The sequence below is a fragment of the Flavobacterium cryophilum genome (genome assembly GCF_048286555.1).
Classification (GTDB): Bacteria; Bacteroidota; Bacteroidia; order Flavobacteriales; family Flavobacteriaceae; genus Flavobacterium.
In genome coordinates, this window is the sequence record NZ_JBLVPZ010000006.1 from 64,203 (window position 1) to 87,534 (window position 23,332).

Annotated in this window: 21 protein-coding genes and 1 pseudogene; 16 read left to right on the top strand and 6 right to left on the bottom strand. The window is 34.3% G+C overall.

Features of this window, described 5'->3' with window-relative positions:
• Positions 1-113 precede the first annotated feature (113 nt).
• The 10 genes from ACNQGJ_RS10190 (at position 114) to ACNQGJ_RS10235 (ending at position 11,700) form a co-directional block, all read left to right on the top strand.
• On the top strand, positions 114-2,054 hold the full coding sequence (locus ACNQGJ_RS10190) for a PBP1 and LysM peptidoglycan-binding domain-containing protein (RefSeq protein WP_417972702.1): 1,941 nt from the start codon (positions 114-116) through the stop codon (positions 2,052-2,054).
• The gene (locus ACNQGJ_RS10195) at positions 2,054-2,455 is read left to right on the top strand and encodes an OsmC family protein (protein WP_417972701.1); all 402 of its coding nucleotides are present in this window, start codon (positions 2,054-2,056) and stop codon (positions 2,453-2,455) included. The genes ACNQGJ_RS10190 and ACNQGJ_RS10195 overlap by 1 nt, the downstream gene beginning before the upstream one ends.
• Positions 2,456-2,539: 84 nt before the next feature.
• Positions 2,540-2,773, top strand: coding sequence for a DUF3820 family protein (locus tag ACNQGJ_RS10200; protein WP_099714715.1), 234 nt, complete (start codon positions 2,540-2,542; stop codon positions 2,771-2,773).
• A gap of 152 nt (positions 2,774-2,925) precedes the next feature.
• The gene (locus tag ACNQGJ_RS10205) at positions 2,926-4,539 is read left to right on the top strand and encodes a CTP synthase (RefSeq protein ID WP_417972700.1); all 1,614 of its coding nucleotides are present in this window, start codon (positions 2,926-2,928) and stop codon (positions 4,537-4,539) included.
• A gap of 65 nt (positions 4,540-4,604) precedes the next feature.
• Positions 4,605-6,509: a membrane protein insertase YidC gene (yidC, locus tag ACNQGJ_RS10210; RefSeq protein WP_417972699.1), complete on the top strand. Its 1,905-nt coding sequence runs from the start codon at positions 4,605-4,607 to the stop codon at positions 6,507-6,509.
• Between the two features lie 89 nt (positions 6,510-6,598).
• On the top strand, positions 6,599-7,312 hold the full coding sequence (locus tag ACNQGJ_RS10215) for a toxin-antitoxin system YwqK family antitoxin (protein WP_417972698.1): 714 nt from the start codon (positions 6,599-6,601) through the stop codon (positions 7,310-7,312).
• A 72-nt stretch (positions 7,313-7,384) separates the two neighbouring features.
• Positions 7,385-8,572 (top strand): tRNA 2-thiouridine(34) synthase MnmA, encoded by a 1,188-nt coding sequence (mnmA, locus tag ACNQGJ_RS10220; RefSeq protein WP_417972696.1) that lies wholly within the window; start codon positions 7,385-7,387, stop codon positions 8,570-8,572.
• Positions 8,573-8,705: 133 nt separating this feature from the next.
• Positions 8,706-10,322 (top strand): S8 family peptidase, encoded by a 1,617-nt coding sequence (locus tag ACNQGJ_RS10225; RefSeq protein WP_417972695.1) that lies wholly within the window; start codon positions 8,706-8,708, stop codon positions 10,320-10,322.
• Positions 10,323-10,334: 12 nt separating this feature from the next.
• Positions 10,335-11,279, top strand: a complete 945-nt coding sequence (locus tag ACNQGJ_RS10230; protein WP_417972694.1) for an NAD(P)H-dependent flavin oxidoreductase — start codon at positions 10,335-10,337, stop codon at positions 11,277-11,279.
• 10 nt (positions 11,280-11,289) lie between these two features.
• Positions 11,290-11,700, top strand: coding sequence for a hypothetical protein (locus ACNQGJ_RS10235; protein ID WP_417972693.1), 411 nt, complete (start codon positions 11,290-11,292; stop codon positions 11,698-11,700).
• 92 nt (positions 11,701-11,792) lie between these two features.
• Here ACNQGJ_RS10235 and ACNQGJ_RS10240 read toward each other — a convergent pair whose 3' ends face one another.
• Positions 11,793-12,233 carry a DUF4268 domain-containing protein gene (locus ACNQGJ_RS10240; RefSeq protein ID WP_417972692.1) on the bottom strand — a complete coding sequence of 147 codons (441 nt, stop codon included), beginning with the start codon at positions 12,231-12,233 and terminating at the stop codon, positions 11,793-11,795.
• Positions 12,234-12,326: 93 nt separating this feature from the next.
• Here ACNQGJ_RS10240 and ACNQGJ_RS10245 point away from each other — a divergent pair, with 93 nt between their 5' ends.
• Positions 12,327-12,968, top strand: a complete 642-nt coding sequence (locus tag ACNQGJ_RS10245; RefSeq protein ID WP_417972691.1) for an NUDIX hydrolase — start codon at positions 12,327-12,329, stop codon at positions 12,966-12,968.
• Between the two features lie 139 nt (positions 12,969-13,107).
• Positions 13,108-13,917 carry a lysophospholipid acyltransferase family protein gene (locus ACNQGJ_RS10250; protein WP_417972690.1) on the top strand — a complete coding sequence of 270 codons (810 nt, stop codon included), beginning with the start codon at positions 13,108-13,110 and terminating at the stop codon, positions 13,915-13,917.
• A 35-nt stretch (positions 13,918-13,952) separates the two neighbouring features.
• Here ACNQGJ_RS10250 and ACNQGJ_RS10255 read toward each other — a convergent pair whose 3' ends face one another.
• Complete coding sequence (locus tag ACNQGJ_RS10255) at positions 13,953-14,585, bottom strand: hypothetical protein (RefSeq protein ID WP_417972689.1); 633 nt, start codon at positions 14,583-14,585, stop codon at positions 13,953-13,955.
• Entirely contained in the window at positions 14,582-15,085 is a 504-nt protein-coding gene (locus ACNQGJ_RS10260; RefSeq protein WP_417972688.1) for an RNA polymerase sigma factor, read from the bottom strand. Before ACNQGJ_RS10260 ends, ACNQGJ_RS10255 begins: the two co-directional genes overlap by 4 nt.
• 291 nt (positions 15,086-15,376) lie before the next feature.
• Here ACNQGJ_RS10260 and ACNQGJ_RS10265 point away from each other — a divergent pair, with 291 nt between their 5' ends.
• Both ACNQGJ_RS10265 and ACNQGJ_RS10270 read left to right on the top strand, forming a co-directional pair.
• Entirely contained in the window at positions 15,377-16,681 is a 1,305-nt protein-coding gene (locus ACNQGJ_RS10265; RefSeq protein ID WP_417972687.1) for an NAD(P)/FAD-dependent oxidoreductase, read from the top strand.
• A 268-nt stretch (positions 16,682-16,949) separates the two neighbouring features.
• A complete protein-coding gene (locus ACNQGJ_RS10270; RefSeq protein ID WP_417972686.1) occupies positions 16,950-18,170 on the top strand; it encodes a 3-oxoacyl-[acyl-carrier-protein] synthase III C-terminal domain-containing protein in 1,221 nt (406 codons plus the stop codon).
• A 61-nt stretch (positions 18,171-18,231) separates the two neighbouring features.
• Here ACNQGJ_RS10270 and ACNQGJ_RS10275 read toward each other — a convergent pair.
• Positions 18,232-18,357: pseudogene (locus ACNQGJ_RS10275) on the bottom strand (DUF3810 family protein); the annotation flags it as partial.
• A 304-nt stretch (positions 18,358-18,661) separates the two neighbouring features.
• On the opposite strand from ACNQGJ_RS10275, the gene ACNQGJ_RS10280 reads away from it, so the two are divergent.
• Positions 18,662-19,882, top strand: a complete 1,221-nt coding sequence (locus tag ACNQGJ_RS10280; RefSeq protein WP_417972685.1) for a 3-oxoacyl-[acyl-carrier-protein] synthase III C-terminal domain-containing protein — start codon at positions 18,662-18,664, stop codon at positions 19,880-19,882.
• A 74-nt stretch (positions 19,883-19,956) separates the two neighbouring features.
• Here the strand turns inward: ACNQGJ_RS10280 and ACNQGJ_RS10285 are convergent, their stop codons facing one another.
• Positions 19,957-21,018, bottom strand: a complete 1,062-nt coding sequence (locus ACNQGJ_RS10285; RefSeq protein WP_417980357.1) for a DUF3810 domain-containing protein — start codon at positions 21,016-21,018, stop codon at positions 19,957-19,959.
• A 110-nt stretch (positions 21,019-21,128) separates the two neighbouring features.
• Here ACNQGJ_RS10285 and ACNQGJ_RS10290 point away from each other — a divergent pair, with 110 nt between their 5' ends.
• Entirely contained in the window at positions 21,129-22,592 is a 1,464-nt protein-coding gene (locus tag ACNQGJ_RS10290; RefSeq protein WP_417972684.1) for an aminoacyl-histidine dipeptidase, read from the top strand.
• 374 nt (positions 22,593-22,966) lie between these two features.
• Here the strand turns inward: ACNQGJ_RS10290 and ACNQGJ_RS10295 are convergent, their stop codons facing one another.
• The gene (locus ACNQGJ_RS10295) at positions 22,967-23,203 is read right to left on the bottom strand and encodes a DHCW motif cupin fold protein (RefSeq protein ID WP_417972682.1); all 237 of its coding nucleotides are present in this window, start codon (positions 23,201-23,203) and stop codon (positions 22,967-22,969) included.
• Positions 23,204-23,332: the final 129 nt, after the last annotated feature.

The window sequence follows — 23,332 nt, forward strand, 5'->3', positions numbered from 1 at the left end:
TTTAATCTATTGAACGTCATTATTTTCAGTGCTTGCTATAAAACGGTATCAGATTTTTGGAATAAAATTTGATACCGTTCCGTTATTAATGATTAAATAATTTATAAATAAAAATGATGAAATATTTTTTTGCGATTTGTATAACGGTTTTGTTTTTTAATTATAGTGTTTTTTCACAGGAAAAAACGACGACACATAAAGTGGAAAAAGGAGAGACAATCCGTGAGATTGCAAAAAAGTATAAAGTAACTCCGTATGATATCTATCAATTAAATCCAGATGCACAAAGTGGTTTGAAACCTAATAGTGTTTTACTGATTCCAAAAAGCGGTGGTAAACAAAAAGCAATGTTTCAGCGTAAGTCTACTGCGAAAACAATCCTCCATGAAGTAGCACCGAAAGAAACTTTGTATGGTATCGAAAAAAAATATGGTGTTTCTGATGCAGCATTAAAACAAGCAAATCCGTTTTTGGAAAAAGATGGATTGCAAATTGGACAAACCCTTATAATTCCAAATGGCATAGAACAAAAAAATACTACGCCGTTACAAACAAAAGTACTATATCATGATGTACTCGCTAAAGAAACCAAATATTCTATTGCCAAAAAATATGGCATTTCCATTAAAGAACTAGAGAAAAAAAACCCTGAAATAGTTTCGAATTTACCTATTGGTTATAAGTTAATTATCAAAGGAAATGCTCCAAAAGCAGCTAAAACGGTTGCAGTGGTTGACGCTAAAAAACAAATTGTAAAAGCGACTCCTGAAAAAGTTGCTGCTTCAGTCCATTATTTGAACTATGCAGTAAAGCCAAAAGAAACGCTTTATAGTTTGTCAAAAATGGCAGCGATGACTCAGGAAGAATTAATTATTCTTAATCCTGCTTTGTCGCAAGGTGTGGAAGAAGGAATGATTTTGAAAGTTCCAGCAAATGGTCGTATTCTGCCGGAAAGTAAAAAAGAATACGCTGTTATCGCAAAGCAAAGTAATAATAGAAAGAAATTAGTGTTGCTTTTGCCTTTTAATATATCAAAAATTGAAGGCGACACCGTTAATTCGACTGCTATGCGCTTGAAAAAAGATAAATTCTTGAACATGACTTTAGACTTTTATGCAGGAGCTTTGGTAGCAATTGATTCAGCTAAACAACTGGGACTCGCTATAGACGTGAATATATTTGATTCTCAGGAAACGAAAAATACCTCCAATATTGCGGCTATAATTAAAGAAAATAATTTAGAAAATTCAGATGCTATAATTGGGCCTTTTTATCAAAACAATGTTGAAAAAACCGCTGAATTATTAAGTCTAAATCAAGTGCCTGTGATTTCGCCTTTATCAAAAGATACCGGTAATTCATTTAGCAATATGCTTGAAACAATTCCTACCACTACAGTAGTTAAAAATGCCATGTTCGATTTCATGCGGGCTAGAAACGGAAATATTATAGCGGTGGTGGATAAGAAAAAAGAATCCGTTATAGCCTATATTAAAGAGAATCATACCGATGTGAAATTTTCAACGCTTCTTCCGAATGGAGGAGTATCAGCTGAAAATTTGAAAAGTTTATTTGTGAAAGATAAAATAAACTATGTAGTAATGGAAACCGGAAATACGGGAATGATTAAAGCAACCATCGCTACTATGATAAGTTCTATGGCTATTTATAAAGTGCAATTGGTTATTTTGGAGCCAAATGAAACATTAGATACCGACGAAATCAGTTTCGTGAATTTAACAAAATTAAAATTAACCTATCCTTCTGTTACTCGCGAAAACGAATCACCTGAAGCTTTAGTTTTCGAAAAAGAGTTTAAAAAGAAAAACAAAATTTATCCAAGTGCATTTGCCACACGAGGTTTTGATATTACTTTTGATACTATGATGCGATTGTCACAAGATAAGAAATATCAAGAAACGATTGATAGTACAGCTACGGAACAAGTAGATAATAAGTTCGAATTTTACAAAAAAGAAGCCGGTGGTTACATAAATAAAGGAGTGTACATCTTATATTATGACACTGATTTAACTATAAAAGAAGCTAATTAATGACATCAAAAGTAACTTATTTAGGGGATTTGAGAACCTCTTCAATTCATTTGCAATCCGGAATTGAAATTATTTCAGATGCTCCTGTAGATAATAATGGGAAAGGGGAAGCTTTTTCTCCAACGGATACGGTGGCCAATGCTTTGGCAAGTTGCATGATGACCGTTATGGGAATAAAAGCACGTGATTTGGACGTTAATTTGAAAGGATCAACTGCTGAAGTGACTAAAATTATGAATGGGGAACCAAGGCGCATCGGTGTAATCGAAATTTCTTTTGAAATGTATGGAGAAACGGATCAAAAAAATAAAACCATTCTGGAAAGAGTTGCCATGACATGTCCCGTTTTCCTGAGTTTAAATACTGAAATCGAAAAACGCATTATTTTTAACTGGAAATAAAGTAGAATATAGAAGAAAGAGGTACTAGGAAGACTAGGATATAAAGCTTACTTCTGATCTCTTTTTTATTTTTTTCTCCAAAAAATGGATCAAAATCAAAAACAACTCATCAAACTTGCTCATACTAAAATGCCTTTTGGTAAATACGAAGGAAAGTATCTGATTGACTTGCCTGAATATTACGTGGTTTGGTATAGCAATAAAGGTTTTCCAAAAGGAGAACTAGGCCAGCAGCTTCAACTCATATATGAGCTAAAATTGAACGGATTGGAGGAATTGATACGAAATATCAAAAAAAGATACCCGAAACCGCTTTAATTTACGAATTCAATACAGTTCTGAAACTTAAAAGGAAACGTTTTGCAATTCTTAAATTTCCAAATTATCTCATTTTCAAATTAGCTTTTTCTCAATTTATAATTGTATTTTTGCCAAGTTTTTTACACAACTACAACACAAACAACAACAGAATGAATCAAACGAAATATATTTTTGTCACTGGCGGTGTGACTTCTTCTCTAGGGAAAGGAATTATAGCAGCATCATTGGCAAAATTGTTACAAGCTAGAGGGTATCGTACAACTATCCAAAAGTTTGACCCTTATATTAATGTCGATCCAGGGACATTAAATCCTTATGAACATGGAGAATGTTACGTGACGGATGATGGCGCAGAAACAGATTTAGATTTAGGACATTACGAGCGTTTCTTGAATGTTCCTACTTCTCAGGCGAATAATGTTACTACGGGAAGAATTTATCTTTCAGTTATTGAAAAAGAAAGAAGAGGAGAATTTCTTGGCAAAACCGTTCAAGTCGTTCCTCATATCACCAATGAAATCAAAGAAAGAATGCAATTGCTCGGAAATTCCGGCGATTTTGATATTGTTATCACCGAGATTGGTGGAACGGTAGGCGATATTGAATCTTTACCTTACATAGAATCAGTACGTCAACTGGTTTGGGAATTAGGGGAGCATAACGGAATCGTGATTCATCTTACTTTGGTGCCATATCTGGCTGCTGCTGGAGAACTAAAAACGAAACCAACACAGCATTCTGTTAAAACATTGATGGAGAGTGGAATTAAAGCGGACATTCTAGTTTGTAGAACTGAACATGAAATTTCCGAGGAATTAAGAAATAAATTGGCATTATTCTGTAATGTAAAAAGAGAAGCTGTTATTCAATCTATTGATGCTTCGACAATTTATGAAGTGCCAAATTTAATGCTGGAAGAAGGACTTGATGTAGTAGCATTAAAGAAATTAGATTTACCTAAAAAAGCGGCTCCGGACTTGAAAAACTGGAATACTTTTTTACGCCGATTGAAACATCCAAAGCATACTGTGAACATCGGTTTGATTGGTAAATATGTAGAAATGCAAGATTGTTACAAATCTATTTTGGAAGCTTTCATTCATTCAGGTGCCGCAAACGAAACCAAAGTAAATGTAATTTCTATTCATTCAGAACACATTAATGCAACAAACATAAACGAGAAATTAAATGGTTTGGACGGAATTCTTGTGGCTCCTGGTTTTGGAGAAAGAGGAATTGAAGGAAAAATTGCTGCAGTGCAGTATGCTCGTGAAAATAAAGTGCCGTTTTTCGGAATTTGTTTGGGTATGCAAATGGCAATTATTGAATATTCAAGAAATATTGTAGGATATGCTGATGCAAATTCTACTGAAATGAACGAGCATACTTCGCATCCGGTTGTAAACCTTATGGAAGAACAAAAAACCATTACTGATAAGGGAGGAACAATGCGTCTTGGAGCATGGAAATGTGATATCAAAAAAGATTCATTGGCATACAAAATATACGGAAAAGAGACTATTTCGGAGCGTCACCGTCACCGTTATGAGTACAATAGTAATTATGTAGCCCAATTGCAAAATGCAGGATTAATTGCTTCGGGGGTGAATCCGGACACAGGATTGGTTGAGATTATAGAAATAGAAGATCATCCATTTTTTATTGGGGTACAATACCATCCGGAATACAAAAGTACGGTAGCGAATCCGCATCCTATTTTTGTGAATTTTGTGGCAGCAGCCGTTCAGGCAAAGAAAAAATAGTTGTTGTTGTTTGAAACAAATTATTAAACTTCATACTAATAGATTAAACTTTTTTAAATATAATAATGGAACAAAAAAAATTTGACCTCAATTCGATTATCGGTTTTGCATTAATTTTTGGTATTTTGGTGTTTATCATGTACCAAAATCAACCTGACCCAAAAGTTATTGCCGCTGAGAAAGCCCAAAAAGAGTTGACCATTAAGCAGGCTAAAGCCAAAGATTTAGAGGAAAAAACTGTTGCAAAAGCTACTATTGCAGTTGCAGCAACCGGTGATTCTACACAAATGGCTCAACTGCAAAAAACGCTGGGGAATTTTGCTTATTCTGCTACGCTTCCTTCAGCTACTGCTGGTTTTACAACTATTGAAAACGAATTGGTTAAATTGACAATTGCCAATAAAGGAGGATACATTGTTGAAGCTACTTTGAAAAAGTTTGAAAAATTCAAGAAAGGTTCTGGACAATTAGTTGAATTGATAAAAGACAATAATGCCAATTTAAATGTACAATTACTTACCAGTGATAACCGTACTTTAAACTCTAAAGACTTGTATTTTGAGCCTACGTTGATTAAAACGGGAGCAGACCAAGTATTGTCGATGAAATTGAAAGCGGGTGCTAATGAATTTTTGGAATACAAATACATTTTGAAACCAAACGATTATATGATTGGTTTTGATATTCGTTCTCAAGGGTTGAACAAAGTTCTAAATACAGCTAAACCGTTGGATTTAGAGTGGAATTTAAAAACGTATAGGAATGAGAAAAGTGTGTCTTACGAAAACCGTTATACTGAAATTTATTTTGAGCATAAAGAAGGAAAAGTTGATTACGCAGGTTTAGGTCAATCAGAGACATCTGATCTTGAAAAGGCAACTTTTATAGCTTTCAAACAACACTTTTTCTCAACGATACTTTTGACAAAAACGGCTTTCGAAACTGCGAAAGTGAAGTCTGATAATTTGGTTATAGACGATAAAATTGATACTACATTCACCAAACAATTTAAAGCAAATGTACCGTTAGTGTTTGAAAACGGCGAATTAGATCATAAAATGAGTTGGTATTTTGGCCCAACGGATTACAAGACTTTAAATAATTATGACAAAAACTTAGAAGAAATTATCTCATTAGGTTGGGGTATTTTTGGATGGATCAATAAATTTATTTTTATTCCATTATTCGGATTTTTAAGTTCTTACATTGCCTATGGAATTGCGATTATTGTTTTCACGATATTGATTAAATTGGCAATGTCGCCTATTACGTTCAAATCATTTTTGTCACAAGCCAAGATGAAAGTATTGCGACCTGAAATTACAGAATTGGGAGAAAAATTCAAAAAAGACCCAATGAAGAAACAACAGGAAACTATGAAATTGTATAACAAAGCGGGTGTGAATCCTATGGCGGGATGTATTCCAGCCTTGATTCAGCTTCCTTTTATGTACGCATCGTTTCAATTCTTTCCATCGGCTTTTGAGTTAAGACAAAAAAGTTTCCTTTGGGCAGATGATTTATCGTCTTTTGATGAAGTAATACGCTTGCCTTTTTATATTCCTTTTTATGGAAATCACATCAGTTTGTTTCCGGTGCTGGCGTCAATTGCAATTTTCTTCTATATGAAAATGACTTCTGGTGACCAACAAATGGCAGCTCCGCAACAAGAAGGGATGCCAGATATGGCGAAGATGATGAAAATCATGATTTATGTATCGCCAATCATGATGTTGTTTTTCTTCAATAGTTATGGTGCGGGATTGAGTTTGTATAACTTTATTTCGAATTTAATTACCATTGGAATTATGATTGTCATCAAAAGATACTTTATCGACAGTGATAAGATTCATGCCCAAATTCAAGAGAACAAGTTGAAAGAGCCAAAAAAACAAGGTAAATTTCAGAAAAAACTTCAGGAAGTTATGGAACAAGCTGAGGCTCAAAAAGCACAACAGAAGAAGAAATAATAAATAAAAAAAATCTCGAAATATTCGGGATTTTTTTTATTTACCTATAATTTAAGCGACCTAAATTCGTTACTATAAAAACAACGATTATGAAAACATTTTATAAAAAAGGAATATTTGTTTTAATGTTTTTTAGTGTGTTTTGTCTTTACGCGCAAACCGATTTTAATACCTTAGATCAAAAAGGGAAAAAACACGGAGTATGGAAAGGCTTTTATGAGGAATCAAAAAGACCTCGATATGAAGGGACTTTTGAGCATGGAAAAGAAATAGGTGTTTTTAATTTTTATGATGATACCAAAGCGAAAACCATAATAGCAACAAGAGAATTTAATACAAAAGACAATTCAGCATATACCATTTTTTACGATCAGAATAAAAATAAAGTCAGTGAAGGAAAAGTTGTCAATAAATTATTTGAAGGACAGTGGAAGTACTACCATCAAGCTTCAAAAAGTACTATGACTACAGAGAGTTACGTAAATGGAAAGTTGGAAGGTGTGCGTACCGTTTTTTATCTTAGTGGTAAAGTAGCAGAAGAAATTAGTTATAAAAATAATCTGAAAAATGGTTTTTATAAAAAATATACTGAAAAAGGGATTTTGCTTGAAGAATCAGTTTTTAAAAATAATATTTATAGCGGTTTAGCGATTTTTAGTGACACAAATGGAAATGTAGTTTCCAAAGGACAATTTGTTAATGGTAAAAAATCCGGCATTTGGCAGTTTTTTGAAAAAGGGAAATTGGTAAAAGAAACGAATATGAGTTTTGCTGAAAATGCGTCAAAATCCAAAAACAATTAACGTTATACTTAACAAATACTGTTGTAAATCTTTTGTAACTTTGCGTCCTTGTAAAATTATAATTTTTTGAAGATGAAGCGTGTTGTTGTAGGACTTTCTGGCGGAGTAGATTCAAGTGTTGCTGCTTATTTATTGCAACAACAAGGGTATGAAGTGATAGGGCTTTTTATGAAAAATTGGCACGATGACTCCGTTACTATTTCTAATGAATGCCCGTGGCTTGAAGACAGTAATGATGCTTTATTAGTTGCTGAAAAGTTAGGAATTCCTTTCCAAACGGTTGATTTAAGCGAAGAATACAAAGAGAAAATCGTGGACTATATGTTTAACGAATATGAAAAAGGGCGTACTCCAAATCCCGATGTACTTTGCAACCGCGAAATAAAATTTGATGTTTTTATGAAAATTGCGTTAAGTCTTGGTGCCGATTATGTGGCCACTGGACATTACTGCCAAAAAAATGAAATCCAAGTAAACGGGGAAACCGTTTATCAACTGATAGCGGGTGCCGATTCTAATAAAGATCAATCGTATTTTCTATGTCAATTATCGCAAGAGCAGTTGGCAAAATCATTGTTTCCTATCGGAGAATTGACAAAACCAGAAGTTCGTGAAATCGCGGCTCAAATGGAATTAATAACTGCCGACAAGAAAGATTCGCAAGGTTTGTGTTTTATTGGAAAAGTACGTTTGCCAGAGTTTTTACAACAAAAATTACAACCAAAAGACGGAAATATAATTCAAATTGATAAAAACGATCCAGTTTATAGTTTTGAAAAGGAAGCCGCATTAACTTTAGAAGAGGGTTTGCTGTCTGCTGCAAAAAAAATTCCGTACACTCCAGAGATGGGCAAAGTAGTGGGGAAACATCAAGGAGCTCATTATTTTACTATTGGTCAACGAAAAGGACTAAATGTAGGAGGAACAACTGATCCTTTGTTTATTATTGCCACAAATGTGGAAACAAATACCATTTACACTGGATTGACCAGTCAACATCCTGGATTATTTAAGAAAGCATTATTTATAGAAAAAACAGAAGTGCATTGGATTCGTGAAGATTTGGCTTTGGCCAATGGTAAAACTATGAATGTAATGGCTAGAATTCGATACAGACAACCTTTGCAAAGTGCCACCTTGCACCAATTTGAAAGCGGGATGTACGTTTCCTTTGAGGAACCTCAATCTGCAATAACGGAAGGGCAATTTGTTGCTTGGTATTTAGGGGAAGAGTTAGTTGGTTCAGGAGTTATTTATTAGTTTAGTACTATATTTGAAGAAAGGATTGAAAACGGGGACCCTGTGCTCGAATGAAATAATTCCTAACAAGTAACGACAATGATTCAATCCTTGCAATAGTTGGATTCTTTAGGGTTTAAAAACAAAGTTTACGATGAAAAAATTCTACATAGCCCTTTTTTTACTGATTACTTCAGTTGGCTTTGCACAACAGGATGCCTGGGTATATTTTAATGCAAAACCCAGTTCCCAACAGTACATAAATAAACCTTTGGAAATGCTTACTCAAAGAGCATTAGATAGAAGAAGCAATCAAAATATCGCCATAGATTTTAAAGATATTCCAGTTGAACAATCCTATATTAATCAAGTAAAATTAGTTGCTGGTATTACTGTCAAGGCCAAATCCAAATGGATGAATGCGGTCCATGTTCGGGGTACACAGGCAAATATAAATGGTTTGGCACTGCTTTCTTTTGTCAACAAAATTGATTTTGCAGATAAAACACTCAATCGAACCGCAAAAATAGCGAAGCTGTCAAAAATAAAGAAGGCAGATAAAACAAAGAAAACCAAAGTCGATTATGCGTATGGTTCTTCGGGGAATCAAATCCAGATGCTTAACGGACAAGAGTTGCACAAACAGAATTATACCGGATCCGGCAAAATAATAGCTGTTTTAGATGGTGGATTTATAGGAGTGGATACAGCGCCACCTTTTCAAAGATTAAAAGCTAATAAGCAAATTTTGGGAGGTTATAATTTTGTGTTAAGAGATCCCAATTTTTATACTGGTGTTTCACACGGGACTTCGGTGCTTTCTACAATGGGTGGTTATCAAGAGAATTCATTAGTGGGAACAGCACCAGATGCATCGTATTATTTATTTATTACCGAAGATGATACTTCGGAAAATCCTGTTGAAGAATCGCTTTGGGTTGAAGCAGCAGAAAGAGCCGATAGTTTAGGAGTAGATATTATTAATACCTCTTTAGGATACTTTGATTACGATAACAATGCCTATAGTCACACATATAATGAATTAAATGGTACAACTGCATTTATTTCCCGTGGGGCTGAAGTGGCATTCAGCAGAGGTATGATTGTAGTGACATCAGCGGGTAATTCTGGCGGTACATCAGCTCCCTATATTGCGACTCCTGCCGATGCTATTTCAGTAATTGCTGTAGGTGCCGTTAACTCTTCGGAAGTAGTGACTTCGTTCAGCTCAATAGGACCTTCGTCTGATGGAAGGATAAAACCGGATGTCATGGCTCAAGGACAGGCAGCAATAGTCTCAGATGCCGCAGGAAATATCGTGACCGCTAATGGAACTTCTTTTTCAAGTCCTATTATGGCTGGAATGATTGCTTGTTTATGGCAGGCATTTCCTAAGAAAACCAATCGTGAAATTAGAGAGCTAGTACTAAAATCATCGGATAAATTTTCCACTCCCAATAATCAATATGGATTTGGTATTCCGGATTTTGCATTGGCTGTAAGTAGTCAATTAGCATTAGAATCATTTTCTAATGATGATTTTATACTCTATCCTAATCCGGCAAGTGATACTGTTTCCATTTCTTTACCTGCAAAATTTGCTAAGGGAACAGTATTTATTTATTCCATTTTAGGACAAAAAGTCCTAGAACAAAATATAACACCTCAAGCCTCTATTATTTCATTGAAATCGCTCAACGAAGGAGTATATCTTTATAAAATGGAATCATATGGTTTCTCTAAAACGGGAAAAATAATTAAAAAATTATAGCTTCAATACTAGATGAATAAAATCACAGAACTTTTTACAATTAAATATCCAATCATTCAAGGAGGAATGATTTGGAATAGTGGTTATAAATTAGCAAGTGCCGTAAGTAATGCCGGAGGTTTAGGATTGATTGGAGCAGGTTCCATGTATCCCGAAGTTTTACGGGAACACATTCGAAAATGTAAAAAGGCCACTTCAAAGCCTTTTGGAGTAAACGTTCCCATGCTGTATCCCAATATCGAAGAAATCATGAAAATCATCGTTGATGAGGGGGTAAAAATTGTTTTCACATCCGCTGGAAATCCCAAAACATGGACTTCTTATTTGAAAGAAAATGGCATAACCGTTGTTCATGTGGTTAGCAGTTCCGTTTTTGCAGTAAAAGCTCAAGACGCTGGTGTGGACGCAATTGTTGCGGAAGGTTTTGAAGCCGGTGGACATAATGGGAGAGAAGAAACGACTACGCTTACGCTGATTCCGATGGTGAAACAAAAAATTACCATTCCGTTAATTGCCGCCGGAGGTATCGCTACCGGTCGCGGTATGCTAGCGACAATGGTACTTGGAGCTGATGGGGTTCAGGTAGGAAGTAGATTTGCAGCATCATTAGAATCTTCTGCTCATACTAATTTTAAGGAAACGATTGTAAATGTTAAAGAAGGCGATACACAATTAACGTTAAAAGAACTCGCTCCTGTACGATTGATTAAAAATAAATTTTATCAGGATGTTCAGCATTTATATGAAAAATGTCCGACTAAAGAAGAACTAACAGGTTTATTAGGAAAAGCAAGGGCTAAACGGGGTATGTTTGAAGGCGATTTAATTGAAGGGGAGTTAGAGATTGGGCAAATAGCAGGTTTGATTCATGACATAAAACCAGCTGCAACAATCATTCAGGAAATGATAACCGATTTTGAAATGGCTAGAAAAGAAATAGTTAATTTTGATTTTTAATTTATTAGGAATGACAAAGACAAAAATATATATAGTATTACTTTTTTTAGTAATGGGATTGCAACATTCTTTTGGTCAAAATTATAAGTTTAAAACTTCAGGCTTTAGTGTTTTAGAAAAAACAGAAAAAGGAAAATGGGGTAAATGGTCGGATTTAGATTTGGTCAATATGTTAGTCACATTGGATACTGATAAAAATAGAATAGTAGTTTATTCTCAAATTATCCAATTATTTGAAATCATAGTTTATCAGCCTATAGAAGAGAATGATACTGATATTGTTTACTCTTTTACCTGTAAAGATAATGAAGGAGTAGATTGTACCGTATCGATCATCACCAGAAAAAAGCAGGGTAACAGGAAGCAATTGTATATAAATTATGAAGATCGGATTATAGTTTACAACATCTTCAACATGTGATGATTTGCAGTTAAAAACACTTCAATTTGAACCGTTATCTTGTTCAAATTAAAGCATTTTTTTACTTATTAGTTAGTTAACGGGTCTAAATTTTAAAGGTTTTCAATATCTTTAATAAAGTCATCGTATTCTAAATAAAACAATTCCAAAGCATTCATTTTTTCATTGTAGAAGTCAAATATTTCATCCCAATAGTTGCGATTACTCACTCCAACTCCTAATTTTTCAACCCAAATTCTACTGATGGTTTTTCCACTTTCCAGAGTGTGGTCTTTTTCAAAAACTAAGTTTTTAATAAAATCCTCTTCGAGAATATTTTTTAGCGCCTCCAGCTTTTCAAAATAAGCAATTCTTTTTTCATCACTTCGATGTTCAATATCGATTAAAACTTGCGCTTTTTTATTGTCCACATAAAATTTAAAAGAAAAATCTTTGATTTTAGTGTCGTATAAAACCCATTTTCGTGGATATTTTTCTGCGAATGCTATCCAGAATTCTCGTTTTAATCGCTGTGTTTCTTCTTTGCTATACATTAAGAATGACTTTTTGGGTGTAGAAAACTTGTGTAATCGTATTTTCTAAACTATATTTATATGCAGTTTTGTCTGCAAAAATAGACTTTGATTATGAATTTTCAAGAATTTTTACAATATGTTCCTAAAATAATCGAAACTAGTCTTCCCGCTTTTGACGCACATGTGAAAATGGCGCCTTTAGAGCGGATAGAAAGCTTAAAAAACATCGATATTGGAGGTGTAAATCCAAGGATAGCGGCAGTAATGATGCTTTTTTATCCTAAAAATGACACAACACATTTGGTATTAATTGTCCGTAATTCCTACAAAGGCGTTCATTCGGCTCAAATTGCATTTCCTGGAGGGAAATACGAACTGGAAGATGAAAATTTTGCGGAAACGGCACTTCGGGAAACGCATGAAGAGTTAGGAATTCATCCGGATAAAATTGAAATTCTTAAACCATTTACAGAATTATATATTCCGCCAAGTAATTTTATGGTATATCCTTTTTTGGGTATTAGTAAAGAAGAACTAGTGTTTGTACCTCAACTTTCTGAAGTGGCAAATATTATCGAACTGCCTTTAGCACTATTTTTAGACGATGCACTTGTGGTAAACACAAATTTGTCAACTTCCTATGCAGATAACATCAGTATTCCGGCCTTCAAAATTGAGGAGCATATTGTTTGGGGCGCTACCGCAATGATGTTGAGTGAGTTAAAAGAAGTTTTAAAAGAGGTTCTTGAGTAATAAATTTAAATTTGAGAGTCGTAAAAATGGTAATTAATTCGTTCGGTTTTGCTAGTAGTTCAGGTGAATGATGTATAAAAATTCAAATATTAATTTCGTAAATTTGTAAACCAAATTCACAAAAAAAACATACAATTTTATGGGATTGTTGAAGAGAAATCCTTTCGGACACATATTATTTATAAAAAAATGGCTAATCCGAATCTTTGGAGTCATATCGCACAGAAGGTACCGGGGATTTAATGAATTACACATTGAAGGATCGGAAATCATCAGAAATTTACCGGATACGAATGTACTTTTTATTTCCAATCATCAAACTTATTTTGCGGATGTAGTTGCCATGTTTCATGTTTTTAATGCCAGTTTGAGTGGGCGGGATGACACGATCAAAAATGTGTGCTATCTCTGGCAACCTAAAATGAATATCTATTACGTTGCTGCCAAAGAAACCATGCAGGCGGGATTATTGCCACGAATTATGGCATATGCAGGAGCAATTTCAGTAGAGCGGACTTGGCGTGCTAAAGGAGTTGATGTTCAGGAAAAAAAAGGGATCAATCCGGATGACACTGAAAATATTAAAATTGCTCTTGCTGACGGGTGGGTAATCACTTTTCCGCAGGGGACAACAAAATCTTTTAAACCGGTACGAAAAGGAACAGCGCATATTATCAAGCAACACAGGCCTATAGTGATTCCCATTGTTATTGATGGTTTTCGTCGTTCGTTTGATAAAAAAGGAATTCGTATGAAGAAGAAAGGAATTCTCCAGTCTTTTATCATCAAAGAACCGTTGGAAATTGATTATGATAAGGATACCATTGAGGAAATTGTTGAAAAAGTAGAATATGCTATTGAGCAACATCCTTCGTTTCTAAAAGTTATTCCGTGTGAAATCATAAAAGAACAAGAAGAATTGAACCGTTTAAGAAAATGGGAATATTAATGTTACTTAAAGAGTTCGCCACGGCGAACTCTTTTTTATAAATCTATCTTTTTTAATTCTTTATAATTAGCATACAATCTTCGAAGCAATATGCCATATAGTATTCTGTAAAACAGCCAGAACGCCCCAAAGAACATCAAAGTTGTAAGTATTAAGAATCCGATCGATATAGCCATCACTCGTCCGTCACTGGCAATTTTATCTTTCAAGATACTCATTTCGGGATTATAAACAAAAGCAATTATAAACCCTATTATTAAACTAACCACTAACATTGCCAGATTATACCAAACATAATATTGAACCGTTTTTCGGGTTTTTAAAATGTCGAACATTAATTGTTTGGTAGAAACAGTGGTAGAAATAGTTTTGTAATTTTTATAAAATAAATATATAAAAAATACGATCACACCATAATTAAAATAAGTAAACACGTCAAAGTATTGAATTAATTCACCATGATTTATTGTTTTTAAATAGTCATCGGAATTGAAACAGACACTTAAACACGTCCACAATAAAACTTCCAAAATACTAATAATCAAAATCCACTTCACGATTGAAGATGATTTTTTATGGATCATTTTATAAATGTCAATTTCTGATACTTGCTCAAAAGAATTTGTACTCTTTTGCCAGTCTTTTTTAAATAAATCCAACTCTTTCATACGCCTAATGGATTTAATATTTTTTTTAATTTCCCTTTTATTCTATTCATTTTCACCCTTGCATTTACTTCGCTAATTCCTAATGTTTCTGATATTTCCTGATAATCTTTGTCTTCAAGATACATAAATATTAATGCTTTTTCAATATCATTAAGCTGGTAAACAGCCTTATACATTAATTTTAATTGTTCTTCCTCCTCATAATCATATTCCACATCATTCAGGAAATGTTGCCGTCCTTCAAATTCAATAGTGTTTATGGATCGTTTTGTTTTTCGGTACAAAGTAATTGCCGTATTCAGTGCGACTCGATACGCCCATGTAGAAAATTTGCTGTCGCCTCTAAATTTTGGGAAAGCCTTCCACAACTGAATAGTAATTTCCTGAAACAAATCCTTATGTGCATCATCGCTGTTAGTATACAACCTACAAATCTTGTGGATTATATTCTGATTTTCCTGCAATTGCTTTACAAAAGAATGTTCTAGATTATCATTCATATATACGTTAGTAAGTCATTAGTAGTTTTTGTTACAAAGGAGCACTTTTTTTTCGAGGAGCACAACAGTATCTCTTTCATAATTAAAACTCATCCCGCTGTACTTTACAATCTTTATTTTCTAAAAAAAAACCAGAAAAATAAAGGATTTCCATTTCCATCGGGGCTAATCTACGCGTTTCGTTTTTAGAATACCGTTCCCAAAAAACAAAAATTTCGATACTATTTGGTGAAATTCAGCAGTAGAAAACATTGTATCTTTGAGTATCAACAATTCAGAACTTTTTTAAACATGAACATCCCAAACTCAACTTTACCCAGAATAGTAATCATAGGTGGAGGTTTCGCCGGAATCGCATTAGCCAAAAAACTAAAAAATAAAAAAGTTCAGGTTGTCCTTTTAGACAAACACAATTACCATACTTTCCAACCTTTATTATACCAAGTGGCCACAGGCGGTCTCGAAGCCGGTTCAATAGCGTATCCCATCCGAAAAGTAATTCAGGAATACGACGATGTCTATTTTAGGCTTACAAATGTTCAAGAAATTGATGCCAAAAACCAAAAAGTAATCGCCGAAATAGGAGAATTAACTTATGATTATCTCGTGATTGCCACGGGGTCCAAAACCAATTATTTTGGCAATAAAGAAATTGAGCGCAACAGTATGGCCATGAAAACGATACCGCAATCGCTCAATATTCGAAGTCTGATTCTCGAAAATTTCGAGCAAGCTGTTTTAACCACTGATGTAGCCGAACGGAATAGTCTCATTAATTTTGTGTTGGTAGGAGGAGGACCAACAGGAGTGGAGCTTTCCGGCGCTTTGGCCGAAATGAAAAAAGCCATTTTACAAAAAGACTATCCAGATCTTGATATAACAAAAATGGAAATCAATCTTGTCCAAAGCGGGGATAGAATCCTCAATACCATGAGTGAAAAATCCTCGCAAGCCGCCGAAAAATTTCTAATTAGTTTGGGGGTGAAAATCTGGAAAAACGTCCGCGTCACTAATTATGATGGACGCACTATAACCACAAATTCCGATCTGTCTTTTGAAACAGCCACTGTAATTTGGACAGCAGGCGTTCAAGGCGCTATTGTCGCGGGGCTGGATGCTAAATCCTTGGTTGACAAAGTAGAACGCATTCGGGTAAATGAATACAACCAAGTGATTGGATACGACACTATTTTTGCGGTGGGGGATATCGCTTCAATGGAATCTGACACCTATCCGCAAGGACATCCAATGATGGCGCAACCCGCAATGCAGCAAGGAGAATTGTTGGGTGAAAACTTAATAAAATTAATAGAAAACAAACCCATGGAAGCTTTTGAATACCATGACAAAGGCGCAATGGCAACCATAGGAAGAAATAAAGCAGTAGTCGATTTGCCTAAATACCATTTCAGCGGTGTTTTCGCATGGTTTGTATGGATGTTTGTCCACCTGTTTTCACTGATAGGGTTCAAAAATAAAGCCGTAGTTTTCTTAAATTGGGTTTACAATTATATTCGATTTGATCGTGAAGGACGTTTGATTATCCGACCTTTTAAAAAGAAAAATTTCATGACATTTACCAGCGATGAAGTGTAAAGAATCTTTAAAAAACTGATAATTTAAAAGTAAAAAGGAAACGCCTACATAACTGTATTTTTATTCTTACATACTTGATAATCAATGTCCGAAAATTATGTAGATTATTTCTTATAACTAGTTGATTAACAGTTTTTTAACAAAATAATATAATTCGTAAGTTGCTGTATATCAATGCCTTATGGCATTAAAATTTGTTGTTTTATTAATATGATTTTTTCGAATGTTTTTTGATTTAATTTTAGACTTCAATTAAAATTCATAAATAATGAAAAGCGTTATACTTGCCAATTTTCACCCAATTCTAGTGGGTAAATTGATAGATCAAAAAAAGCTAAATCAGTACACAAAATTTCTGTATTATCATTTTCAAAATCTTCCAAAAACTGGTGTTACCGGAAATGGAGCTTTTGATGATGAACCGATAACATTTGACTTTATATCTGACCAGGTGGATAAGTATGCTGTTTCTTCTGAACATATTAGCAAACGACAAAGTATTATTTTTGAAGATGTTGAGGATTTTATTGAGGATATAATGGAAGTTACTTCCCCTGCAGGATATCATTTTCCTGCTGGTTTCGAAGTCAAATCCGGGAATCTGTATGGACCTAAAATAGAGGTTCGAATGGAATGGTTCAAAAGAAAAATGGGATATGTTTTTGATGAATTTTATTCAAAAATAGATACAAGTCCGGAGAATTTGGTACATGTTACGTGTTCTGGTTATTCGTCTCCAAGTGTTGCTCAGGAAGCAGTCATCGAAAGAGATTGGGAAACGGTACAAGTTACACATTCCTATCACATGGGTTGCTATGGCGCATTTCCGGCAATTCGTACAGGACGGAGTTTATTGTGTGCCAGCCCAACTAGAGGTAGAGTAGACGTAGTTCACACAGAATTACTATCGGCACACCTAAATCTGACCGAATTTTCGAATTCAAATATTATGATCTGCTCTCTTTTTGCAGATGGATTTATTGGTTATTCCTTATTTGATGAAGAATCCTTCTTGATTGATGATGCTTTTGTAGAGAAAAAAGGACTTCGTATTTTAGCCTTTCATGAGGTGATTATACCAGACTCATTAGAAGATATGTCGTGGGATTTAGGCGAATATAATTTTTTAATGACATTGTCTAAGCGAGTGCCTGTTTTTATTCGTAAAAACATCAAACCCTTTTTGACAGCACTTTGTAAAAAAGGAAATGTTGATTTAGAACAACAAAAAGCGAATATGCATTTTGCGATACATCCTGGTGGGCCAAAAATTATTGATTATGTTATCGATGCAATTGGATTGTCTAAAGAACAGGCCGGATGGTCTTACGAGGTTTTACGCCGTCAGGGAAATATGTCCTCAGCAACTGTTCCTCACATTTTAAACGAAATTGTAAATGACCCAAACATTGAATCAGGGAAAAAAATTGTAGCCATGGCATTTGGCCCAGGCCTTACTGCTACGGGTTTGTTGTTGGAAAAACTATAATTTATTAAGAGCTAAGTTATACGTTAAGAGTTAAACGTTATATGTTATGAAAATTCATAACTCATAACTTTTTTTCCTTATAATAATTCACCATTAAATTCACGAACTTACTGTAACTCTCCATACCCTCTTTTTGCTGGTTTAATTTAAGGAAATTGTTGTAAAAAGCATAAAAACTCATCTTAATCGTTATTTTATTTTTTTAGAAATATTCTTAACCAACTGAAGAATTTCTACTTTGTCTACGCATGAAAATTGACTTTATTGATGATGTAACTACATTCTTACATCGCTGATAATCAGCCTGAAAACTGGCGTGATATCATTCTTACAATATGCTAATTTACAATATTTTAACAAAATTATAAGTTTTTGTAAATGTTTGATTATGAATAATTTATATTTTTTTTGAATTTAGTTTTTATTTGGCTTGTTTTTATAAATAATGTTATGCCTTAAATTTGTGAAATTCACATAAAGTTTCAAAATTAATGAAAAGCATTATTATTTCTAATTTCAAGCCCATTTTGGTAGGGAAATTAATCGATCAACAAAAACTTAACCAATACACAAAATTTTTATACCATCATTTTCAAACTAAGCCAAGTTTAGTTGGTGCAGGAGAAGATGAGATTATTGAAGAATCAAATAGTTTTGAGGTTATCTCAGACCAGGTTGATAAATATTCTGTCCCTCCTGAAAATATTAATAAAAGACAAATTTTAATTTTTGATGAAGTAGAACATTTTATTGAAAATGAAATGGATGAAACTTTACCTTCTGCATATCAATTTCCGTCTAGTTTAACATCTGGGAGAGGAGATATATTTGGACCAAAAATTGGAATCCGCATGCAATGGTTTAAAGAAAAAATGGGATATGTTTTTGATGAATTTTATTCAAAAATAAAGACTGCCCCGGAAAACTTGGTTCATGTTACTTGTTCTGGTTATTCCTCCCCAAGTGTTGCACAAGAAGCGGTAATAAAAAGGCATTGGGAAACAACTCAGGTTACTCATTCATACCAAATGGGGTGTTATGGGGCTTTTCCTGCTATACGAACTGCCAGTCACTTGATAAGCGGCAGTAAAAATCAAGGAAGAGTGGATGTGGTTCATACAGAGTTATTATCGGCACATTTAAATTTAACCGAATTTTCTGTTGCAAACACAATGATTTGCTCTCTTTTTGCAGATGGTTTTATTGGATATTCTTTATATGAAGAAGATACTTTCATGAATGATGATTCAATTGAAGATAAAAAAGGACTCAGAATTTTAGCTTCTCATGAGGTTATTATTCCGGATTCATTAGAAGATATGTCTTGGGAAATAGGAGAGTACAATTTTTTAATGACTCTTTCTAAAAGGGTTCCCGTTTTTATTCGTAAAAACATAAAATCTTTTTTGACAACTCTTTGTAGTAAAGTTGATATAGATCTTGAAGACGAAAAATCTAAAATGCATTTTGCAATCCATCCCGGGGGACCAAAAATTATTGATTATGTAGTGGAAGCAGTTGGAATTTCAAAAGATCAGGCACGTTGGTCTTATGAAATATTACGTCAACAGGGAAACATGTCTTCAGCTACTGTTCCTCATATCTTTAATGAAATTATTAATGATGACAGCATAGTATCAGGAACTAAAATTGTAGCAATGGCATTTGGTCCAGGTCTGACAGCTACTGGATTATTGCTTGAGAAAATATAATTTGTTGAGGGCTAAGTTAGGCGTTAAGTTAAGAGCTAAACGTTACATGTTATGGAAACATTTAACCTCCTAACTCATAACTCTTTTTTCTTATAATAATTAACCATCAAATTCACGAACTTACTGTAACTCTGCATACCCTCTTTTTGCTGGTTTAATTTAAGGAATTGATCGTAAAAAGCATGAAAGCCCTTGTCGATAATCGTGTCATATTGTTTCCAAAAATGCTCGCTTTCTTTGTAGTTTTTTAAAATTCCGGGATGAACTGTTTGGAGTAATTCTATAAAAATTTTTTCGTTTCGAACTTGCCAATTTCCCAAGCAGTACCGTAAAGCCATACTGTAGCCTGAATATTGTATGTATGTATTCTCATTTTTTACGGATGCTAAAAATCCAATAAAGTTGCATTCACTTTCGCTGGCAAAACCCATTTGATGTGCCATTTCATGATTGGTAGTCATGGGGAAACTGTACATTGGACCCAGATAATTCACCTGAGCTTCGTTAGTAAACGGATTAAGATAGCCGCCAAAACCCATGTATGTTAAAGGTAAGCTGATAAGCGATTTTTTGACGCTTAATTGGCTATAAGCAAAATACGAATGTTCTTCAGCTAGGTTTTTGTATCCATTTAAATTCATCTTAAAAACTTGACCTTGGGAGTAAGGAAATACTACTTTTAAACTGTCATTTCCTGTAATCTGTTTTTGAATGGCGTTTGTTTTAATGATTAATTTTTTGGTAAAAGCCAATAAATCTGCATTTGTATAGTCTTTTTTAATTTGCATTTTTTCAAAAAGCGGTTGGCGGTAATAATTAAATGCCCACAGTGAATGAAACAAGAAATAGAATACGGAAATAAAACTTATTATTGATAATATATTGCTTTTCCATTTTAATTGCCAAGATTTGCGCGAGATCCAAAACCATTTAAAAATAAAAACAATGACAATGATATAAATTAAATCACCTAGAGAAAAGGGGATTCTGCCTAATGCTAATCTTGAAAATTTTGAAAGTATCGGATAAAAACCAGTACTGTAAAACTGTTCCACCTGTAAAGGGAAATACGGTAGAACCTGCAAAATTACTATTTGGACAACAAGAAAGAAAGTAAGAAAATATTTTGTTCGCACAGGATAAATTTTAATAATGTAAATATAATTACAATATCAATTAGTATCAATAAAGAATTTAAACTTTGTAACTTTGGACTTCGTAAATGTTAAACCTCAAACAAAAATAAATGAGTCAAGAAATAAGAAATCTGGAACCAAAAGCACTTTGGAATAAGTTTGCCGATTTAAACGCCGTACCGCGTCCTTCCAAAAAGGAAGATCGTGTAATTGAGTTTATGAAAAACTTTGGAAAAAGTCTTGGATTAGAGACTTTTGAAGATGAAATTCGCAACGTAATTATCCGAAAACCGGCGACTGCGGGAATGGAAAACCGAAAAGCAATCGTACTTCAAGGGCATTTGGATATGGTGCATCAAAAAAATTCGGACACCATTTTTGATTTTGATACACAAGGAATTGATATGTATGTAGATGGAGATTGGGTGCGTGCGCGAGGAACGACCCTCGGTGCTGATAACGGTCTTGGAGTTGCGGCTATCATGGCAGTTTTAGAAAGTACTGCTATTCCACATCCGGCGATTGAAGCTTTGTTTACCATTGATGAGGAAACGGGAATGACGGGAGCGTTGAACTTAAAAGCGGGCATTCTCCAAGGTCAAATTCTTTTGAATTTGGATACTGAAGAAGATGATGAAATAGATATTGGTTGTGCAGGAGGAATTGACGTGACGGCAACGGCTGAATATGATGAAGAGGAAACTCCCGAGGGTTCTGTAGGATATACGATTACGGTAAAAGGTTTGAACGGTGGGCATTCAGGAATGGATATCCATAAAGGATTGGGTAATGCCAATAAAATCATGAACCGATTGTTGTTTGATGCTTTTGATAATTTTGGTTTACAAATTTCCGAAATAAAAGGTGGAAGTTTGCGCAATGCGATTCCGCGGGAAAGTCAGGCAATCGTTATTATAGCCGAGGTGTATGATGAAGCGTTTGTATTTGACATGCAGCAAATTGTAAATGAAATCAAAACAGAGTTTAAAACAACGGAACCTTCTTTAGAAGTTGTTTTTGAAAAAATGGATGCGCTTCCTGCTAAAGTAATGCCTTCAATTGCTCAGTTTTACTTTGTGAGAGCAATGTACACGGCTCATAATGGCGTTTATAGAATGAGTGCTGATTTCGAGGATTTAGTGGAAACATCAAACAATATTGCTAAAGTAATTGTAGCAGAAGGGCAGCTTTCGGTACAGTGCTTGACACGTTCTTCGGTTGAAACATCTAAATTTGATTTGGCAAATGCCTTGCGTTCCGCTTTTGAATTAATGGGTTGTGAAGTGGAATTTTCAGGTTCGTATCCAGGTTGGACACCCAATTCTAAATCAGAAATTTTAGATGTATTAGTTCCTATTTATGAAAAACAAAATGGTGAAAAACCAAAAGTAGTGGCTTGTCACGCAGGATTAGAATGTGGAATTCTGGGAACTAATTATCCGGATATGGATATGATTTCTTTTGGGCCGACGATTCATGGTGCGCATTCACCTGATGAAAGAGCGAGTATTTCTTCTGCTCAGAAATTCTGGAAATATGTAGTGGAAATTTTAGCCAATATTCCGGTGAAATAGTTTTCAGTTTTCAGTCGCAGTTTTCAGTCTCACTTATGATATTAAGGATAACTGAAAACTGAGACTGAGACTGAAAACTTTTAAAAATTAATCTCTTTTTGGGCTGTTCTTCTTATCTCTTTTTTCTTCTTTCTTTTCTTTAGCTGTTTTTAGAGGCTCTTTCTTCGCAGTTTTCTTTGCGTCTTGACTTTTTGCCATGATAGGAGTATTTAGGGTTTGTTTTAATTTTGATTTAGGTAAATGTATATAATATTTTTGATTTGTTTTAAATATTATTTTAAAAAATCCCCGTCTATGATTAATAATTCAACTCCATCAGCGGATATAGAGCGATGAGAACTTGCATCATCTGAAACAACATAAGTCATCCCTTTTTAAAGTTGGACTTGCGCTCCAGATTTTAATTCACTAATAAAGTCCCCTTCAAGACAATGGACAACATGCCCTTTTTGACACCAGTGGTCTGCGTAATAATCTTTGGAATACCTTACTTTACGAATTCTAAGTCCACCTAATTGTATGGTTTGCCAGTATGCTACGCCTGTTGTCCCGATGTGTTCGGTTGTTTCTATTAAATTCCAATCAATAGTTTGAAAAGGGATAGTAGACATAGAACTTGCTTTTAGAATATTTAAATTACAGGTGTAACTCCACTGTAAGTGCTGGATATTAAATATCCCCAACTACTGTCGAATAGGTGATCAAATTATTTTTTTATTTCAAAATAACTCGTTATTTCC

Bases quoted from the DNA above. Each gene is read 5' to 3' on its own strand.
- ACNQGJ_RS10265 (WP_417972687.1), top strand. From the start codon at position 15,377: ATGAACATCCCAAACTCAACTTTACCCAGAATAGTAATCATAGGTGGA.
- ACNQGJ_RS10225 (WP_417972695.1), top strand. From the start codon at position 8,706: ATGAAAAAATTCTACATAGCCCTTTTTTTACTGATTACTTCAGTTGGC.
- ACNQGJ_RS10280 (WP_417972685.1), top strand. From the start codon at position 18,662: ATGAAAAGCATTATTATTTCTAATTTCAAGCCCATTTTGGTAGGGAAA.
- ACNQGJ_RS10190 (WP_417972702.1), top strand. From the start codon at position 114: ATGATGAAATATTTTTTTGCGATTTGTATAACGGTTTTGTTTTTTAAT.
- ACNQGJ_RS10200 (WP_099714715.1), top strand. From the start codon at position 2,540: ATGGATCAAAATCAAAAACAACTCATCAAACTTGCTCATACTAAAATG.
- ACNQGJ_RS10260 (WP_417972688.1), bottom strand. From the start codon at position 15,085: ATGAATGATAATCTAGAACATTCTTTTGTAAAGCAATTGCAGGAAAAT.
- ACNQGJ_RS10215 (WP_417972698.1), top strand. From the start codon at position 6,599: ATGAAAACATTTTATAAAAAAGGAATATTTGTTTTAATGTTTTTTAGT.
- ACNQGJ_RS10250 (WP_417972690.1), top strand. From the start codon at position 13,108: ATGGGATTGTTGAAGAGAAATCCTTTCGGACACATATTATTTATAAAA.
- ACNQGJ_RS10205 (WP_417972700.1), top strand. From the start codon at position 2,926: ATGAATCAAACGAAATATATTTTTGTCACTGGCGGTGTGACTTCTTCT.
- ACNQGJ_RS10240 (WP_417972692.1), bottom strand. From the start codon at position 12,233: ATGTATAGCAAAGAAGAAACACAGCGATTAAAACGAGAATTCTGGATA.
- ACNQGJ_RS10270 (WP_417972686.1), top strand. From the start codon at position 16,950: ATGAAAAGCGTTATACTTGCCAATTTTCACCCAATTCTAGTGGGTAAA.
- ACNQGJ_RS10245 (WP_417972691.1), top strand. From the start codon at position 12,327: ATGAATTTTCAAGAATTTTTACAATATGTTCCTAAAATAATCGAAACT.
- mnmA (WP_417972696.1), top strand. From the start codon at position 7,385: ATGAAGCGTGTTGTTGTAGGACTTTCTGGCGGAGTAGATTCAAGTGTT.
- ACNQGJ_RS10290 (WP_417972684.1), top strand. From the start codon at position 21,129: ATGAGTCAAGAAATAAGAAATCTGGAACCAAAAGCACTTTGGAATAAG.
- ACNQGJ_RS10255 (WP_417972689.1), bottom strand. From the start codon at position 14,585: ATGAAAGAGTTGGATTTATTTAAAAAAGACTGGCAAAAGAGTACAAAT.
- ACNQGJ_RS10295 (WP_417972682.1), bottom strand. From the start codon at position 23,203: ATGTCTACTATCCCTTTTCAAACTATTGATTGGAATTTAATAGAAACA.
- ACNQGJ_RS10235 (WP_417972693.1), top strand. From the start codon at position 11,290: ATGACAAAGACAAAAATATATATAGTATTACTTTTTTTAGTAATGGGA.
- ACNQGJ_RS10230 (WP_417972694.1), top strand. From the start codon at position 10,335: ATGAATAAAATCACAGAACTTTTTACAATTAAATATCCAATCATTCAA.
- yidC (WP_417972699.1), top strand. From the start codon at position 4,605: ATGGAACAAAAAAAATTTGACCTCAATTCGATTATCGGTTTTGCATTA.
- ACNQGJ_RS10195 (WP_417972701.1), top strand. From the start codon at position 2,054: ATGACATCAAAAGTAACTTATTTAGGGGATTTGAGAACCTCTTCAATT.